Source organism: Collimonas arenae (assembly GCF_000786695.1).
Lineage (GTDB): Bacteria > Pseudomonadota > Gammaproteobacteria > Burkholderiales > Burkholderiaceae_D > Collimonas > Collimonas arenae_A.
This window is the reverse complement of the sequence record NZ_CP009962.1, coordinates 1,454,640-1,471,803: the sequence shown is the minus strand read 5'-3', so window position 1 is coordinate 1,471,803 and position 17,164 is coordinate 1,454,640. Positions and strand designations below refer to the sequence as shown.

Here is a 17,164-nt window from a genome sequence, read left to right as displayed (position 1 = left end):
ATTCGCTACCCGCCATAATGTACGACGTCATTGGAAATGACACTATTTTGAGCTAAAGATAAGCCATCTTAGGCACATATAGAGAATAACTACCTGCTCAAAAGGCAATAAAAAATGCACCGACAATTATCGAATTTAGTCAGCATCAAAAAAGTATTGATAGGACAAATGCTGGTTCTTGCAGCATTTGCGGGCTCCGTCCCCAGCGCGCATGCCGGCACAAATCCAGCAGATCCGACAAAAGTGATACGCAACGCATTTGAAGCTGCCGACGATGGCTTCGACATGGTACGTACACAGAACTTCTATTCGGGCTGGGTCAGCGAAGTCATATTTGAAACCCTGCTTACCTATGACTACCTGGCGCGGCCAGCCAAATTGGTCACCGAGACAGCGGAAGCGATGCCGGAGATCAGCGAGGATGGCAAGACCTATACCTTCCACATCAAAAAGGGCATTTACTTCTCGCCAGATCTTGCTTTCAAGGGCGTACGCAGGGAGCTGACTGCAGAAGATTATATTTACACCTTTAAGCGTGTTCTTGACCCTAAAAACCGCTCTCCGTCTGCGAATTTTATTGCCGGGAAAATAGTCGGACTTGACGAACTGGCCGCACAGGCTCAAAAAACCGGCCATTTCAACTATGAAACCCCGATCGCAGGCCTGCAAGCCCCCGACCGATACACACTGAAAGTGGTCCTGAACGCCAAGGACTACAACTTCTTGAACGTTGTCGCCTACTCCGCCTTCGGCGCAGTAGCCCACGAGGCGATCGATGCTTATGGCCAGCAAACCGGCCAACATCCTGTCGGTACCGGCCCATACATGCTGGAGAAGTATGTCCCGCGCAGCAAAATCATTCTGGCTGCTAATCCGGAGTACCGCGGCTTTACCTGGGACTTCAAATCTTCCGGCGACGCTATCGACCAGAAAATCATCAAAGACATGCAGGGCAAGAGAATGCCGCAGGTGGGTCGGGTCGAAATCAGCATCATCGAAGAGAACCAGTCACGCTGGCTGGCATTCCAAGGCAAGCAGATCGATTTCGATAAAATACCTGAAGTCGCAGCGTTCAGCGCAATAGACGGCGAAAAGCTCAAGCCCGACTATGCCGAGCAAGGCATACAGTTACAACGGGTTATCGACGCCGGCATCACCTACACCGTTCTGAATATGAAAGATCCGGTCATTGGCGGTTATACCAATGACAAAATCGCACTGCGGCGTGCAATAACGATGGCGTATAACAACAAAGAAGAAGCAACGCTGCTGCGCAGCGGGCAGGCTACCAAACTGGAAATGATCATTGCGCCGGGAGTTGGCGGTTACGATCCAAAGTATCGCAGCAGCATTGATTACAATCCCGCGCTCGCAAACAAATTACTTGATCACTTCGGTTACAAACGCGGCGCCGACGGCTATCGGACCATGCCTGACGGTTCGCCCCTGCTCCTGAAATACACCAGCAATCAAGGTGGAATTAACCAGGAAGTATCAGAATTATGGAAACGCGGACTGGACCTGATCGGGATCAAGACAAAATTCATCGTCAGTAATTTTGCAGACAATCTGAAAGCCGCCACCTCCTGCGAACTCATGATGTGGGGTGCGGCTTGGAATGCAGACTACCCTGAAGCGGAAAATTTCCTGCAATTGCTATATGGTCCAAATGCCGGCCACGGCAACCACGGCTGCTATCAATCGCCCGCATATGATGCGCTCTATGTAAAAGCCATGGCCCTACCCCTCGGCCCGGAACGCAATCAGATTTACCAGCAAATGAATCGGCAAGTCGAAGCGGATACCGCCTGGGCATTGAACACCGGCAGAATTCGTAACTGGCTGGTTCGGCCATGGGTCAAGGGTTTCAAGAAGCACCCGATCCTGCACGCCGAATGGCAGTACATCGACGTCGACAAACATTAAGCCGCCTATTTAGCAATTAACAAGACACCCTGCTCCGGCAAGCCCGATCGGCCTGCCGCAGTTCCGATTTAGCTAGAGATTGATGAAGGAGACAAATGGTATGAACTCGCTTTGGTTACGCGGGATATTGGTTGCCTGTTTGACGTGCGCCTTGCCGATGCATGCATCGGCTGCGGCAGCGCCGATTTCGCCAGCTGATCCCGACAAGGTATTGCGCTTTGTGTTCGTGGCGCCGGAAACCGGTTTTGATCCGGCCGTGACGCGCGACCTGTATTCGCAGTTGGTGAATCAATCGGTATTTGAAACACTGTTCGCCTACGAATACCTGGCCCGTCCGGCCAAGCTGATGCCTTCGGCAGCGGCAGCCCTGCCGGAAGTCAGCACCGACGGCATGACTTACACGATCCGCCTGAAAAAAGGCATCTACTTCGCCGATGATCCTGTGTTCAACGGCAAGAAGCGCGAACTGACCATGGCCGATTTCGTCTATTCGTGGAAACGCCTGTTCGACCCGCAACTCGCCTCGCCGCAAACCTGGCTGCTGGAAGGCAAAGTCGTCGGTCTCGACGAAGTAGCGGAGCAAGCCAAGAAAACCGGCCATTTCAACTACGACGCCAATGTCTCCGGCTTCGAACTGCTGGACCGCTACACCTTGCGCATCCATTTGAAGCAGCCTGACTTCAATCTCGGCATGATCCTGGCGCATCAGCCAACCAGCGCAGTGGCTCGTGAAGTGATCGAGAAATACCGCGACGCCCAAGGTACCGTGATGGGCCATCCGGTCGGCACCGGTCCTTACATCCTGAGCCAATGGATTCGCGGCTCGCGCATGGTGTTGACCGCCAATCCCGATTACCGCGGCTATACCTGGGATTTCGCGCCTAGCACCGATCCTGGCGATGCCGCCATCGTCGCCAAGATGAAGGGCAAGCGCATGCCGCAAATCGGCCGCGTTGAAATCAGCGTGATGGTCGAAGACCAGTCGCGCCTGCTGGCGTTCGAAGGCGATGAAGTCGACATCACCGAATTGCAAGGTCCGCTGGCGCCGCAAGTCCTGTCCGGCGGCAAACTGAAACCTGAGTTCGTTAAAAAAGGCGTGCAACTGTCGCGCATCGTCGATCCTGAAATCAGCTATTTCTACTGGAACATGCAAGACCCGATACTGGGCGGCATGAGTAAAGAGAAAATCGCCCTGCGCCGCGCCATCGCCATGGCGCACAATGTCCGCGAAGAACTCAAGGTCGTCTGGAACGACGAAGGCATCCCGCTGGAATACCCGATCCCGCCTGGCGTAGTCGGCTATGACCCGGACTACAAGAGCAGCATCCAGTACGAACCGGAAGTCGCCAACGCCCTGCTCGACAAGTTCGGCTACAAGATCGGCAAGGACGGCTACCGCACCCTGCCGGACGGCAAACCGCTGACGATACGCTACTCGGCCCGCGCCGACTCCAACGGCCAGCAGCAATCGGAAATGTGGAAAAAGACTTACGACACGATCCACATCCGCATGGTCGGCGACCTGAAGACTTTCCCCGACCTGCTCAAGGCGGAAAAAGAGTGCCAGCTGCAAACCCGCACCGCACCATGGATTGCCGACTATCCGGACGGCGACAACTTCATGCAACTGTTCTACGGCCCGAACGTCGGCCAGAACAACAATGGCTGCGTCAAGATTCCTGAATACGACAAGCTCTACGCCGCCTCGCAGAAATTGCCGGCCGGCCCCGAACGCGACCTGCTGTATCACAAGATGGCGCGCATCCTGGAAGTCGACTCACCCTCGCGCATCGGCTATGCCCGCTATCGCAACATGATCGCGCAACCACGTGTCATCGGCTACAAGAAGCATCCGGTCATGCCTACCGAATGGATGTATTTCGATATCGAAAAACGTACTGCAAAATAAAACACAGCGAAAACACTGCGGGGCGGGACAGTCGCCCGCCCGCTTATCCGATAACCGTTAATTTTTACCGAGCCCCTATTTGAGGTAATGCATGAAAACATCATCACTTTTCTTGCCGGTCACCACAGCGTTCTTCACGCTGATGATGAACCAGGCAATCGCCCAAGGTACGCAACGACCGTTGATTCCGCTGCTCAAGGCAGATGAAATCCCTACTCTCTGCAGCAGCACCCTGGACGGCCTGCGCAAGCGTGTCACCATGCTGGAGAAGTTACCGCCGGCGCATGCCAAAGACAGCAAGAAAGTGCTGACCGAATGGAACGACCTGCAAATCGCACTGGAAGACCTGCAAGGCCCGGTCGACATCCTCAACAACGTTTCGCCTGATGCAAAAGTCCGCAGCACCACCGAAGCCTGCCTGATCGAAACCAACAAGTTCGCCACCGACCTGCTGCAAAGCGAAAAGCTGTACGCCCGCTTCAAAGCCATCCAGCCGACCGACCCGATCGAACAAAAACTGCGCCAGGATATCCTCTACAGCTTTGACGACACCGGCGTTTCCCTGCCGCCGGAAAAGCGTGCGCGCATGAAGGAAATCCTCGACAAGCTGGGCGAGCTGAGCCAGGAATTCGCGCGCAACATCCGCGACAACAACCAGAAACTCACATTCACTCCGGCTGAACTGCAAGGCATGCCTGCCGCTTATCTGGCCCGCGCCAAGCGCGACGATAAAGGCAACTACCTGCTCGGATTCGAATACCCGGATTACAAGCCGTTCATGGAATCTGCCGACAACAGCGACGCCCGCCGCCGCTACCAGATTGCCTTCACCAACCACGGTACGCCAAAGAACCTGGACATCCTGAAACAGGCGATGGACCTGCGCCACGAAATGGCCGGCCTGTTCGGCTTGCCAAGCTATGCCGACCTAGTGACCCGACGACGAATGGTCAAGAATCCGCAAACCGTGGAAAAATTCCTGACGGAAGTGCAAACCGCTGTCACCCAGCTGGAACGCAAGGAAATAGAAGAGCTGCGCGTCTTCAAATCCGAAACCCTGAAAACGCCGCTGGCCGATACCAAGCTGGACCGCTGGGATGCAGAATACTGGCAGCAGAAGATCAAGCAGGCACGTTACAACGTCGACCAGGAAGCACTGCGTAAATACTTCCCTAGCGAAGCCGCCGTCCCTTGGATCCTGCATGTCTCCGGCGCCTTGTACGGCGTTGAATTCAAGCGCGTCGAAGTACCGGTCTGGGATCCGGAAGTCCAGTACTACGATGTGATCGATAGCAAGAGCAAAGAACGCATCGCCGGCATCTATCTCGACCTCTATCCGCGCGAAGGCAAATACGGCCACGCCGCTGCCTGGGGCACCCGTGGCGTCAGCACCTTCGCCCACCGCACGCCGATCTCTACCCTGGTCACCAACCTGGATCGCAACGGCTTGAACAGCGACGAACTGGAAACCCTGGTGCATGAATTCGGCCACGTCTTGCACGGCGTGTTGTCGCACACCAAATATGTGGCGCAAGCCGGCACCAACGTCGAACTCGACTTCGTCGAAGCACCTTCGCAAATGTACGAAGAATGGGCTCGCCGCAAAGAATCGCTGACCCTGCTGGCCGGCTTCTGCAAGACCGCCTGCCCAACGATCGACGACGCCTTGCTGGCGCGCCTGACCGCTGCCCACAACTATGGCCGCGGCATACGCTATGCGCGCCAGTTGCTGTACGCGAGCTACGACATGACCATCCACAACGACAAAGCCGACAAGGAACAACCGTTGGCAGTCTGGCAGCAAATGGAAGGCGCAACGCCGCTGGGCTATGTACCCGGTACTGAATTCCCGGGCCAGTTCGGCCATCTGATGGGTGGCTACGCAGCCGGCTACTATGGCTACATGTGGTCGGAAGTGCTGGCGCTGGATATGCTGTCGCGTTATAACGGTAAGCTGATGAACCCTGAAGTCGGCCATCTGTATCGCCAGGACATCTTGTCGCGCGGTGCTGAAAAGCCAGCTGGCGAAATGGTCAGCAGCTTCCTCGGCCGCGAGCCGAACAGCAAGGCATTCTTTGACGAAATCTCAGGCCAGCGCCTGCATTAAGCCTGACTAAGGAACCATCATGACCGCTTATATCCTGCGCCGACTCTGGCAAATGCTGCCGACCATGCTCGGCGTTATCGTACTGGTATTTTTCCTGTTCAACTGGGTCGGGGGCGACCCGGCCTACATCCTGGCCGGGAAGATGTCCAACCCGCAACAGATTGCCAATATCCGTACCCAGCTGGGTATCGACCAGCCGTACTACATCCAGCTGTGGATCTTCATCAAGCAGATCGTCACCTTCAACTTCGGCAACAGCTGGAGTACCGGTGAATCGGTGGCCAACGTCATCCTGACCCGCCTCGGTCCTTCCATGACCGTGCTGATCCCGCTGACCATCCTGGAAACCCTGATCGCGGTGGCGCTGGCGCTGGCCGTGGCCTTCGTGCGCGGCTCCAAGACTGACCGCATGGTGATGGTGGCTTGCACCGTCGGCATGTCGATCAGTATCCTGGTCTACATCATCCTGTTCCAATACTGGTTCGCCTACAAACTTGGCATGTTCCCGGTGCAAGGCTGGGGTAACCATTTCACCGAAAACCTGTTCCACTACTCTCTCCTGCCGATCCTGATCATGCTGGCGGTGAGTATCGCGCCTAGTCTGCGCCTGTACCGCACCTTCGTGCTGGATGAAGTCAACCAGGACTACGTCCGCACCGCACGCGCCAAGGGTGTCAAGGAACGTCGCATCCTGTGGGTGCATGTACTGCGTAATGCTGCGATTCCTATCATCACCAACGTCATGTCGAACCTGCCTGCCTTGCTGATCGGCGCCTTCCTGATCGAGCGCTTCTTCTCGATTCCTGGCATCGGCCGCGAAGTGATTCTTGCTGTTGAACGCAGCGATTTCCCGGTGATCAAGGCGATCACGATTTATGTCGCCGCCGCCACCATGATATTCAACCTGTTGACTGACTTGCTGTACCAAGCTGTCGACCCACGCGTTCAACTGAAGTAGGAGCCGACATGACTCAAAGTATCCATTCGGCCCCTACCCAAGCGGCGCCGGCAACCACAGTAGCACTCAATACCGCCGCAACCGGCGCCCATTCACCCGGCCTGTGGGCCCTGGCCTGGCGCCGTTTGCGCGCCGATCATGTAGCGATGGCGGCGCTGGCCGTAGTCGGCCTGTACCTGGTCATGCTGGCGCTGTCTGCCAGCGGCCTGATCGCCAGCGACTGGTCGAAGGAAGTCGGCGTCAACTATGCGCCGCCAACCTTCATGGGAGCGCAAACCGACGCCGAACGCGGCTTCTCCGACAACGATGCTGTAGTCGAAGCACCCCCGCCTGAAAATCCGGTCGATCCGCTGCGCGACATCCTGCGCGACCTGCGCAAGAGCGGCACCGCGGCAGCGCCACCGCCGGTAGTCGCCAACGACTACGGCATTGCCGATCCACTGGCCGCTGAAATGGCGGAAATCCGCGCCGAGCTGGCAAAGAAAGGCGCCAGCGCCACCCTGATCCGCAAACAGACGCTGCCGTTCGGCGCCGACAAATGGGGACATGACATCATCAAGAAAACCATCAAGGGCGCGGAGACTTCCATCATCGTCGGCCTGGTTTCCGCTTTGCTGGCAGTCGCCTTGGGCACCATTTTCGGCGCAGTATCCGGTTACTTCGGCGGCTGGATCGATGATGCTTTCAACTGGTTCTACAGCATCTTCACCTCGATTCCTTACTTGTTGCTGATCCTGGCGGTGGCCGCAGTGCTGCAGCAAAAGGGCGTGACGGCAATCGTGCTGATTCTCGGCCTGACCGGCTGGACCGGCACCTACCGCCTGATCCGCGCCGAATACATGAAACACAAGTCGCGTGAATACGTGATGGCGGCGGATGCCATTGGCGCCAGCCACTGGAGCAAGATGTTCGGCCATATCTTCCCTAACGTCAGTCACGTCTCGCTGGTGCAGTTGTCGATTTCGGTGGTCGGCTTCATCAAGTCGGAAGTGATCTTGAGCTTCCTCGGTTTCGGCGTGCCGGTCGGCGTCGTCTCCTGGGGCAGCATGCTGAACGAAGCACAAAACGAATTAATTCTGGGCAAATGGTGGCAGCTGGCTGCTGCGAGTATCGCCATGGCGATCCTGGTGACGGCCTTCTCGCTGTTCACCGATGCGCTGCGCGACGCCCTTGATCCGAAGCTGAAATAGGAAACATCATGGATTCTACTAACCAAAACCAACAAGACAACGCACAGCCGCTACTGCGCGTGCGCGACCTGCGCGTCAGTTTCCGCAGCGACAAAAAAACCATGGTGGAAACCGTCAAGGGCATCTCCTTCGACATTCCGCGCAACACCACCGTGGCGCTGGTCGGCGAATCCGGCAGCGGCAAGTCGGTCAGCTCGCTGGCGGTGATGGGTCTGCTGCCAAAGGATAACTCCAGCATCGCGCCTACCAGCGTGATCGAGTTCGAAGGCCGCAACCTGCTAGCCATGTCGCTGGAAGAACGGCGCGACATGTGCGGCAAGGAAATCTCGATGATTTTCCAGGAGCCGATGACCTCGCTCAATCCAGTCTTCACGGTCGGCTTCCAGATCGGCGAAGTGCTGCAACTGCATATGGGCATGAACCCCAAGCAGGCACGGGCCCGCGCGATTGCGCTGCTGGAGGAAGTCGGAATTCCTTCGCCGGCCACCAAGATCGATGCCTACCCAAGCCAAATGTCGGGCGGCCAGCAGCAACGCGTGATGATCGCCATGGCGATCGCTTGCGAGCCGAAGCTGCTGATTGCCGATGAACCAACCACCGCGCTCGACGTCACGATCCAGAAGCAGATCATCGACCTCATCGAAGCGCTGCGCAAACGCCACAAGATGTCGGTGCTGTTCATTACCCATGACCTGGCGCTGGTGGGCGAAATCGCGGACGAAGTCATCGTGATGCGTCATGGCGAAGTGCGTGAAAAAGGCGACGTGCGGCAAATCTTTGAAGCACCGCAAGACCCGTACACCAAGGCCCTGCTGATGTGCCGTCCTTCACTCGATACACGCCCATGGCGCTTGCCGGTCATCAGCGATTACATGAACGGTCATAACGGCGCCGACCTCGATCTGCGCGAGCGCACCCGCGGTTGCAGCGGCCAGGAAGATACCTTGCTGGACGTGCGCAATCTGGGCAAAAGCTTTTACTTCCGGGAAGGCTTGTTCGGCCGCAAGGAATTCAAGGCGGTGCAAGACGTCTCGTTCAAGCTGGCGCGCGGCAAAACCCTGGGCGTGGTCGGCGAATCCGGCTCCGGCAAGACCACCGTCGGCCTGACCCTGATGCGCTTGCACCAGGCCACGGCAGGACAGGCGCTGTTCGAGGGCAAGGACATCATCGGCATGTCCAACAAGGATTTCATGGCCTACAAGCGCCGCATCCAGATCATTTTCCAGAACCCGTACGCGTCGCTCAATCCGCGTTTCACCATCGGCCAGATCTTGCTGGAACCGATGCGGATTCACCAGATCGGCAGCAACGATGAAGAGCGCACCGAAATGGCGATGCAATTGCTGCAAAAGGTCGGCTTGCCGCAACAGGCCTATCATCGCTATCCGCACGAATTCTCCGGCGGCCAGCGGCAACGGATCGCGATTGCCCGTTGCCTGACCTTGCGTCCGGAAATCCTGGTGTGCGACGAGTCGGTATCGGCGCTGGACGTTTCTGTCCAGGCGCAGGTGCTGAACCTGCTGCAAGACTTGCAGGAAGAATTCGGCATGAGCTACGTCTTCATCTCGCATGATTTGTCGGTAGTCAAATACCTGGCCGATCAGGTGATGGTGATGCATCAGGGTAAAGTGGTGGAATTGGCCAACTCGGATGAGCTGTATCACAACCCTACCCATGCCTACACGCGCCAGTTGCTGAGTGCAATTCCGCGCGGTTTGCAGAACTAGGTAAAACCAACCTCTGCCTGAGGCCAAAAAACGGGATACAAGAAGCGCTGCGAAGCGCAACTTGTATCCCGTTCTCGTTTTTACAGCTGCGGCTGCGGTCAGGCTTGACCGCTACCGACCTTGCGCACCTCAGTATCTTCCGGCCCAAGCAAACGGCCATCGTGCGAATGCAACTCCATGTTCTGGACCGGTTTTCCGCTACGACTCTCTACCAACATGGAGTGCGCTTCGCCTTTGCTGAACAGATATTGTTCACCCCACTGCCGCAAACCCACCACCACCATGAATAGTCCCTCGCCTTTGGCAGTCAGCAGATATTCTTGGTAGGACGTGCCGTCAGAGGCCGGAGCAACTTCAAGAATGTTCTCGGCCACCAAGGTTTGCAAACGGTCGGCCAGGATATTGCGCGCCACACCAAGGCTCTTCTGGAATTCGCCGAAGCGGCGCATGCCGTCGAACGCATCGCGGATGATCAATAGCGACCAACGGTCGCCGACTACGTCCAGCGACCTGGCTACCGGACAATTGTCGCCTTTTAAACTCTTTCTCTTGGCCATGGCTTCCTTGCGTGCAGTCCCGTTGATATTTCGGTTGCATTTTAAAACCAGAAAACATAAACTTCAATTGGTTTTAATTTGCAACTAGCTTCAAAAAGGGACTAATTATGGCGCACCAGATACTTCATCGGCGTTCCGGCCAGCACGACAGCCTGGAGCCGAGCTTGGCGGGAATCCCAGCCGTCAACCATGCTTTGCCGCCAACGCTGAATAACGGGCTGGTGCTGCTGTTTGCCATCGCCTGTGCCTTGAGCGTGGCGAACATTTACTATGCACAGCCGCTGCTGGATATGCTGGCTACAGACTTCGGCTTTAACCAGGCCTCGATAGGCTTCGTCATTACTGCGACCCAGATCGGCTGCGCGCTGGCATTGCTATTTATCGTTCCGTTGGGCGACCTGATGAACCGACGCCGCCTGATCATTGCGCAACTTATCCTGCTGTGTACCGTATTGATAGCAATAGCCATGAGCTCCTCTCCTGCCGCTCTGCTGGCAGGCATGCTGGGTGTGGGCTTGCTTGGAACCGCCATGACGCAAGGTTTGATTGCCTATGCGGCAAGCGCGGCAGCACCGACAGAGCGCGGTCGCGTGGTCGGTGTAGCGCAAAGCGGCGTGGTCATCGGATTGTTGTTGGGGCGAACCGTAGCCGGGGTGGCGGCGGATTTGTCCGGCTGGCGCGCCATCTATTTTGCATCTGCGGCCATAACATCGTTGATGCTGCTGGTTTTGTGGCGAGTATTGCCCCTGTCGGCAACGCCAAGCCAGCGCATTCCCTATTTCAGGCTGCTGGGCTCCATGTTTGTCATGCTGGCAAATGAACGCGTGCTGCAAATCCGCGGCGTGATCGCCATGTTGATGTTTGCCGCTTTCAGCATCTTCTGGAGCGCGCTGGTATTACCTTTGAGCGCCCCGCCCTATTCTTTCTCTCATACCGCGATCGGCGCCTTTGGCCTGGTCGGCGTGCTTGGCGCGCTGGCTGCGGCGCGCGCGGGCCAGTGGGCGGATCGCGGCCATGGCCAGCGCACCACCGGCGCCGCCCTGGCGCTAATGCTGCTGTCGTGGCTGGCGCTGGCGTTGCTGCCTTACAGCTTGTGGATGCTGGTACTGGGCATCGTGCTGCTGGACCTGGGCGGACAAGCAATCCATGTCACCAATCAAAGCATGATTTTCCAGAGCCAGCCTGCAGCACATAGCCGCCTGGTTGCCTGCTATATGCTGTTTTATACAGTCGGCAGCGGCGCTGGGGCAATCCTGTCGACCAGCATGTACGCTGCGGCGGGCTGGACCGGCGTCTGCCTGCTCGGTGCGGCTGTCAGCCTTGTCGCAATGATATTCTGGCGACTGACCTTACGCCACGCGAGCGCAATCCAAAGCCGCCAGCCGTAACATCATTCCGCAACAGGTTCCGGCTGTTCTCTAAACAACGCGATGGCAACCAGGATGGTCCAGATAGCCTGCGCAAGAATGATCAGACCGAATCCGTGCGCGCTCATTTGAATGTGCCCGCTTAGCAGGACGATCAAGCTGCACAAGCCGACGACGCCACCGGCAATTCCCAGGTTTCTCGTGGGTTTTCCGAGATGGACCAGCGCGATCGACCACAAGATAAACGCACATGAAGAAGCGGCAACATATACTTTCGCCAGGGCCTGGTTCAGCTGGAAGTTGTAATGCAGCGCCATCATCAGTATCTGCCGCTGGCTGTCGTCGAGCTTGACGGCTTCCTGCACCAGGCTGGGACCGATCAGGCCGTCGGCGACCGCAGCCAGCATGACGGCTATCGCCGCAAAACAATAAATGATGAACGCACTCAGGCCATGGATATTCTTCCAGCCGATCCGGCTGGATATCCCGAACACTCCCAGCACCGTGACGGGAATGCTTGCTAGTCCGAGTACATGGGTCGCGATATTGATATGGTTGATCCGGGTAATGGCTGCTGCCGATGCGTGCAGGTCGATGCCGGTCGGATGGATCGACATGGTGACGATTCCCGCCAGCATGCCGGTCATCAGGGCCAGCGCATGAATACGTTGATTGGTCATGTTTGGCTTTCCAGTTGAACAAAAGAGAACGATGAGATTGCTTTGCGATAACATAGGAGCCACGAGTATTTCGTTAACGCGGCGCGACTTCAATGGACAAAACCAAATTCATGTCGGATACCGAACAGAAATCTGCTTCTGTTCAGGAATCGGTCGATTTACGCTCGCGCCGTACCCGCCACCATATCGATCACGCGCTCACCAAGTTGTTGCTGCGCCGTTCCTATGACGCAATCCGCGTCAGCGATATTACAAAGAAGGCGGAAATAGGCCGCGGTACGTTTTACGCGCATTTTGACAACAAGGACGAACTGCTGCGCAAGCAATTGACAGATGTGTTGAGCCGCTTCATTTCGGTATCGACCGATCAGCTATGCCTGCTCGACGCGACCATGCTGTTCACGCATCTGCGTGACGTGCCGCAGATGTATCAATCGCTGATGAGCGGCGCTTCCGGTCCCGGGGTATTGCGCATGGCGCAGGAAATACTGGAGCAACGGCTACATGCCATCCTGGAAGCCCGCGAGGAACTGCCGCCGAGCCTGCATGCACACTTCGTCTCGGCTTCCTTGTTCACTGTATTGGCATGGTGGACCGAAAACGGCATGCAGCAGTCACCGTCGGAAATGCAGTCTATTTTTGCTGAACTTTCGATATCTGCATTCACAAAAAACCGCGCGTAAGCCGACTCCGCCCCTAACGCGACAGCAGCGACAAGGATTCAACCATGACCCAGTATCTGATTTTTTTACTAGCCTTCGCTGCCTCGGCGGCCTTGCCGGGACCAGAAATCGCCGCCCTGCTTTCTCGCTCCATTTCCGGCGGCCTGCGCAGCAGTTTGCCGCTGGCGACAGGCATCATTATCGGCAAGCTGATCATGCTGAGCGCTGCCGTCATCGGCCTGAGCGCTTTGCTGGCGATCCTCGGACCGGCGTTCGTTACGCTGAAATATGCGGGGGCGGCCTATCTGGTGTGGCTGGGCATAAAGAAATGGCATAAGGCCGGCGAGGCGCTGGCAAACGCAACCGATACACCCGCCGCAAGTATCGGCATCGAAATCGGACTGGGGCTGGCGATGACCATCACCAATCCGCTGGCCATCGCTTTTTACATGGCGCTGTTGCCGGGCGTGATCAATGTCGCCGGCGTCCCCCTCTCCAGCTACCTGATCTTGTGCGCCATCATCGTCGGCGTCATGCTGGCGATCGTCATCGCGTATGGCTTGCTGGCCGAGCTGGCGCGCAAACTGTTCCGCTCTTCCCGCGCCAAAGCCAATCTCGACCGCGTCTCAGGCGGCATGATGGTCGGCGTAGGCGTCATCCTGGCGGCACGCTAAACGTCGGCTGGCACAGATAATGGGCTCCCAGGAAAACCAGGCAATCTATGCCCGCCGCATGCATAAGGTCCAGGAACACATCGACCAGCATCTGGATCAGGTTCTCGAACTGAGCACGCTCGCCGAAGTCGCCCATTTTTCCTCGTTTCACTTCCATCGCCTGTTCGCCGCCTGGATGGGTGAAACCTTCGGCGACTACCTGCGCCGTCGCCGGCTCGAAATGGCCGCAATGCGGCTCATCGCACAGCCGGGCGCGCCAGTCCTGGAGATTGCATTGTCGGTTGGCTTCGGCTCGGCTGAGGCATTTGCACGCGCCTTCAAAAGCCGCTTTGGTTGCACCGCCACCGAGTGGCGCCAAGGTCAGGCCGATCGCTGGGCGAGCCGGCTTGAAGAGATCAGCAAGAAGGAAATTGCACAGAAAAGCAATCCTGGTCAGTCGTTTAGCAAGCAGGATCAGGAAGCCGATGCAGGCTTGGCCGATCATGAGAACTCCCCATCATCCTTTATGGAGATTCCCATGAAAGTCAAAGTCATTCAACGGCCGCCGGTCAAGATCGCCTACATGCGCTACACCGGCCCCTACGGCCAGCCGATCTCGGAGTTCTGGCACAAGGTGGTCAGTCCATGGATGGAAACCAACGACCTGTTCGGCAAACCGCGCTACGGCATCAGCCACGATGATCCGGGCATTACCAGCGCCGACAAATGCCGCTACGATGCCTGCATCGAAGTACCTGCCGATTTTACCGCCACCGGCCCTTGCTTCACCACCGTCATTCCCGGCGGCAGCTACGCGGCGACACGCTACTGCGGCACCGGCGGCGACATCGGCGATAGCTGGACTTACCTGTTGCGCGACTGGCTACCTGCCAGCGGCATGCAACTCGATGCCCGCCCCTGCTTCGAGTATTACCCCATAGACGGCAGCTACGATGCGAAAACCGGCGCCTTCGAGTGCGATCTCTGCATCCCGGTGGTGCCGCTTTAAGGTACATTCCTCAGGGCTGCATGCTTCGCCAGGCATCGAAGCATGCAGGTTGATTTAGAGCCTATACTGTGGATACGGCAAGCCGCAATCGCTGCGGTCACGCTGCCAAACCACAGGAGCCACAGGCATGTCAGCGCAACCGAACATATCCTCTGTCGCCTTCCTCATTGCCGATCCGGCGCGCGCCGCCATGCTGATGACTTTGATCGACGGCTGCGCGTTGCCTGCCGGCGAACTGGCGCGAGCGGCCGGTGTGACGGCGCAAACCGCAAGCGCCCATCTGGCCAAGTTGCTCAACGGAGGCTTGCTCAGCTGCGAGCAGCAAGGCCGGCATCGCTATTATCGCTTGATGGATGGACAGGTCGCAGAAGCAATCGAGCGTCTGGCCGCGATCTGTTCTGCGACAACAGTCAGGCGCAGGCCGTTGAACCGCGCAGCACAGGACCTGCGCTTTGCCCGTTGCTGCTACGATCACCTGGCAGGACAACTCGGCGTTGCAGTGACCCAGGCCTTGCAAGAAAAAAAATTCATCGCGGCTGGCATGGACAAGCAGTATGCCTTGTCAGCGGCCGGCAATCTCTGGTTCACGGCAATCGGCGTCGATATCGCCGCGCTCAAACCGACCCGCCACGGGCTCGCCCGCCAATGCCTGGATTGGACCGAACGCACGCATCATCTCGCCGGTCCGCTTGGGGTGCAGTTGCTAAGTGCACTGTGCGCTGCAGGATGGCTGCGGCGCATCAAGTCATCGCGTGCAATCCAGGTCACGCCGAAGGGATGGGCGGGCCTGAAAACGCAGCTCGGTATCGATGAAAATACGCTTGCGGTGGAAACCACCGGCACGTAACACGATATATAGATCAGATAGTCAGATAGTCAGATAGAAAAGCCTATGCAAAAGGAATACCACATCCGTCCTGCGTTGGAAACCGATGGTCCTATTTTGTGCGCGGCGGAACAGCGCATCGCCGCGATCCCCGGCCGCCTCGTTTCACATCCCGATGAATTGAGAGTTGCCGCATTTGCCGAAAGAATACGCTTGCTCGACGAAATCGGCTGTTATCTGGTGGCAGAAAAAGACGGCGTCATAGTTGGCCACGCGGTGCTGGAACCAGTCGGCTCGCGTAAGGCGCTGGCGCATGTCTTCACGCTCGCCAGCATGGTGGTTCACCCAGGCTCCCAAGGCCAGGGAGTCGGAACCGCGTTGATGCAGGAACTGATGCGATGGGCGCAACAACGGCCGCATGTAGAAAGAATCGAACTGCGCGTACGCGAGCAGAATACGGTGGCCAGGCAGCTATATGAAAAATTCGGCTTTGTGCTCGAAGGCCGCTTCGACAAGCGCGTCAAGCTGGCGGACGGCAGCTATCTGGTCGACCTGATGATGGCCTGGCTGGCGTCAGGGACAGCGTCGGCATCAACACAAGCATCAACGTAAATCACGCCATCGTCACACGCTTGACCGCTTCTTGCACAGCTTGCAACAGCAATTCCTCCAGGCGATTCACCGCTGGTCCAGCTATCGTCTGCGCCCGGTACAACGACAAGCCGATCGACGGCAAGCGCGGCAAGCCCGCTTCTTGCGGATCGATAATGCGCAAGCTGGCAGGCATGCCGATCGGCGTGCGCACTGTCAGGCCCAAGCCGGCCGCCGAGGCAGCCCACAGCGCCGACAAGCTGGCGCTGGTGAACGCATGACGCCAGGCGATGCCAGCGGCGTCCAGGGCATTCGACGCCATATCGCGCAGCAAGCACGGCGCGTCCAACAGTACTAGTGAAACCGGCGCGCCGGCTGCCGTCGCCAGCTCCTGCTCGTCGGCCGGCAGATTCCAGCTGCCGCTGTTGTGCACAGGGCCTATCCAGCACAAGGGCAGATCCGCGACCCTTTCGCCATTCAACGTCGGCGCGACGCATTCCCATAGCAAGGCGAGATCGATACGACCCATCGTCACCCGCTCCCGCAAATCCGTGCTGCGCGCCACGCAGACCTCAATCCGCACCTTCGGATGGGCGCGCATGAAACGTCCCAGCACCGAAGAGAGCAAGGCTTCGCCGAAATCTTCCTGCAAACCCAGCCGGACCTCCCCTTCAAGTTCAACCCCGCGCACAGCGCTGGCGGTTTCGTCGTTCAGTTCCAGCAAGCGCCGGGCATAACCCAGCAAGGTATGGCCAGCCTCCGTCAGCGCCAGGCCGCGTCCGGCTTTACGGAAAATCGGCGCGCCCGCCTGCTCTTCCAGCTTCTTTAACTGCGCACTCACTGCCGACGTAGAACGTCCCAGCCTGTCGGCCGCCTTGGCAAAGCTGCCAAGGTCGATGCCGGTGGTGAAGGTGCGCAGAACATCCAGGTCAAAGCTGATTTGCCGCATGATAATCGTCCTGTTTTTCAAAACTGTTAGTTCAAAACTATCTGATATTCAAA

At 57.5% G+C, this 17,164-nt stretch carries 15 protein-coding genes; 12 read left to right on the top strand and 3 right to left on the bottom strand.

Annotated features, from left to right (window positions below; all coding sequences use genetic code 11):
* The first annotated feature begins 168 nt into the window (after positions 1 to 168).
* From LT85_RS06650 to LT85_RS06625, 6 genes are all read left to right on the top strand, one after another.
* On the top strand, positions 169 to 1,926 hold the full coding sequence (locus LT85_RS06650) for an ABC transporter substrate-binding protein (protein ID WP_038495282.1): 1,758 nt from the start codon (positions 169 to 171) through the stop codon (positions 1,924 to 1,926).
* Between the two features lie 100 nt (positions 1,927 to 2,026).
* Complete coding sequence (locus LT85_RS06645) at positions 2,027 to 3,835, top strand: ABC transporter substrate-binding protein (RefSeq protein WP_038486790.1); 1,809 nt, start codon at positions 2,027 to 2,029, stop codon at positions 3,833 to 3,835.
* A 91-nt stretch (positions 3,836 to 3,926) separates the two neighbouring features.
* Positions 3,927 to 5,942 (top strand): M3 family metallopeptidase, encoded by a 2,016-nt coding sequence (locus tag LT85_RS06640; RefSeq protein ID WP_038486786.1) that lies wholly within the window; start codon positions 3,927 to 3,929, stop codon positions 5,940 to 5,942.
* Positions 5,943 to 5,961: 19 nt separating this feature from the next.
* On the top strand, positions 5,962 to 6,900 hold the full coding sequence (locus tag LT85_RS06635) for an ABC transporter permease (RefSeq protein WP_038486783.1): 939 nt from the start codon (positions 5,962 to 5,964) through the stop codon (positions 6,898 to 6,900).
* Between the two features lie 8 nt (positions 6,901 to 6,908).
* Positions 6,909 to 8,090, top strand: a complete 1,182-nt coding sequence (locus LT85_RS06630; RefSeq protein ID WP_156117451.1) for an ABC transporter permease — start codon at positions 6,909 to 6,911, stop codon at positions 8,088 to 8,090.
* Between the two features lie 8 nt (positions 8,091 to 8,098).
* Positions 8,099 to 9,817 carry an ABC transporter ATP-binding protein gene (locus LT85_RS06625; protein ID WP_052134777.1) on the top strand — a complete coding sequence of 573 codons (1,719 nt, stop codon included), beginning with the start codon at positions 8,099 to 8,101 and terminating at the stop codon, positions 9,815 to 9,817.
* 98 nt (positions 9,818 to 9,915) lie between these two features.
* On the opposite strand, the gene LT85_RS06620 is transcribed toward LT85_RS06625, so the two are convergent.
* Positions 9,916 to 10,374 carry a winged helix-turn-helix transcriptional regulator gene (locus LT85_RS06620; protein ID WP_038486780.1) on the bottom strand — a complete coding sequence of 153 codons (459 nt, stop codon included), beginning with the start codon at positions 10,372 to 10,374 and terminating at the stop codon, positions 9,916 to 9,918.
* Positions 10,375 to 10,481: 107 nt separating this feature from the next.
* Here LT85_RS06620 and LT85_RS06615 point away from each other — a divergent pair, with 107 nt between their 5' ends.
* On the top strand, positions 10,482 to 11,762 hold the full coding sequence (locus tag LT85_RS06615) for an MFS transporter (RefSeq protein ID WP_081992109.1): 1,281 nt from the start codon (positions 10,482 to 10,484) through the stop codon (positions 11,760 to 11,762).
* Between the two features lie 2 nt (positions 11,763 to 11,764).
* Here LT85_RS06615 and LT85_RS06610 read toward each other — a convergent pair whose 3' ends face one another.
* Positions 11,765 to 12,421 carry a hypothetical protein gene (locus LT85_RS06610; protein ID WP_038486777.1) on the bottom strand — a complete coding sequence of 219 codons (657 nt, stop codon included), beginning with the start codon at positions 12,419 to 12,421 and terminating at the stop codon, positions 11,765 to 11,767.
* 92 nt (positions 12,422 to 12,513) lie between these two features.
* Between LT85_RS06610 and LT85_RS25270 the strand changes: the two genes are divergently transcribed.
* The 5 genes from LT85_RS25270 (at position 12,514) to LT85_RS25265 (ending at position 16,183) form a co-directional block, all read left to right on the top strand.
* Positions 12,514 to 13,104 carry a TetR/AcrR family transcriptional regulator gene (locus tag LT85_RS25270; RefSeq protein ID WP_052134776.1) on the top strand — a complete coding sequence of 197 codons (591 nt, stop codon included), beginning with the start codon at positions 12,514 to 12,516 and terminating at the stop codon, positions 13,102 to 13,104.
* 44 nt (positions 13,105 to 13,148) lie between these two features.
* The gene (locus LT85_RS06600; RefSeq protein WP_038486775.1) at positions 13,149 to 13,757 is read left to right on the top strand and encodes a LysE family translocator; all 609 of its coding nucleotides are present in this window, start codon (positions 13,149 to 13,151) and stop codon (positions 13,755 to 13,757) included.
* A 19-nt stretch (positions 13,758 to 13,776) separates the two neighbouring features.
* Complete coding sequence (locus tag LT85_RS06595; RefSeq protein WP_052134775.1) at positions 13,777 to 14,745, top strand: AraC family transcriptional regulator; 969 nt, start codon at positions 13,777 to 13,779, stop codon at positions 14,743 to 14,745.
* Between the two features lie 127 nt (positions 14,746 to 14,872).
* Complete coding sequence (locus tag LT85_RS06590) at positions 14,873 to 15,592, top strand: ArsR/SmtB family transcription factor (RefSeq protein ID WP_038486772.1); 720 nt, start codon at positions 14,873 to 14,875, stop codon at positions 15,590 to 15,592.
* 45 nt (positions 15,593 to 15,637) lie between these two features.
* On the top strand, positions 15,638 to 16,183 hold the full coding sequence (locus LT85_RS25265) for a GNAT family N-acetyltransferase (protein ID WP_052134774.1): 546 nt from the start codon (positions 15,638 to 15,640) through the stop codon (positions 16,181 to 16,183).
* A gap of 1 nt (position 16,184) precedes the next feature.
* Here LT85_RS25265 and LT85_RS06580 read toward each other — a convergent pair whose 3' ends face one another.
* Positions 16,185 to 17,111, bottom strand: coding sequence for a LysR substrate-binding domain-containing protein (locus LT85_RS06580; protein WP_038486769.1), 927 nt, complete (start codon positions 17,109 to 17,111; stop codon positions 16,185 to 16,187).
* Positions 17,112 to 17,164: the final 53 nt, after the last annotated feature.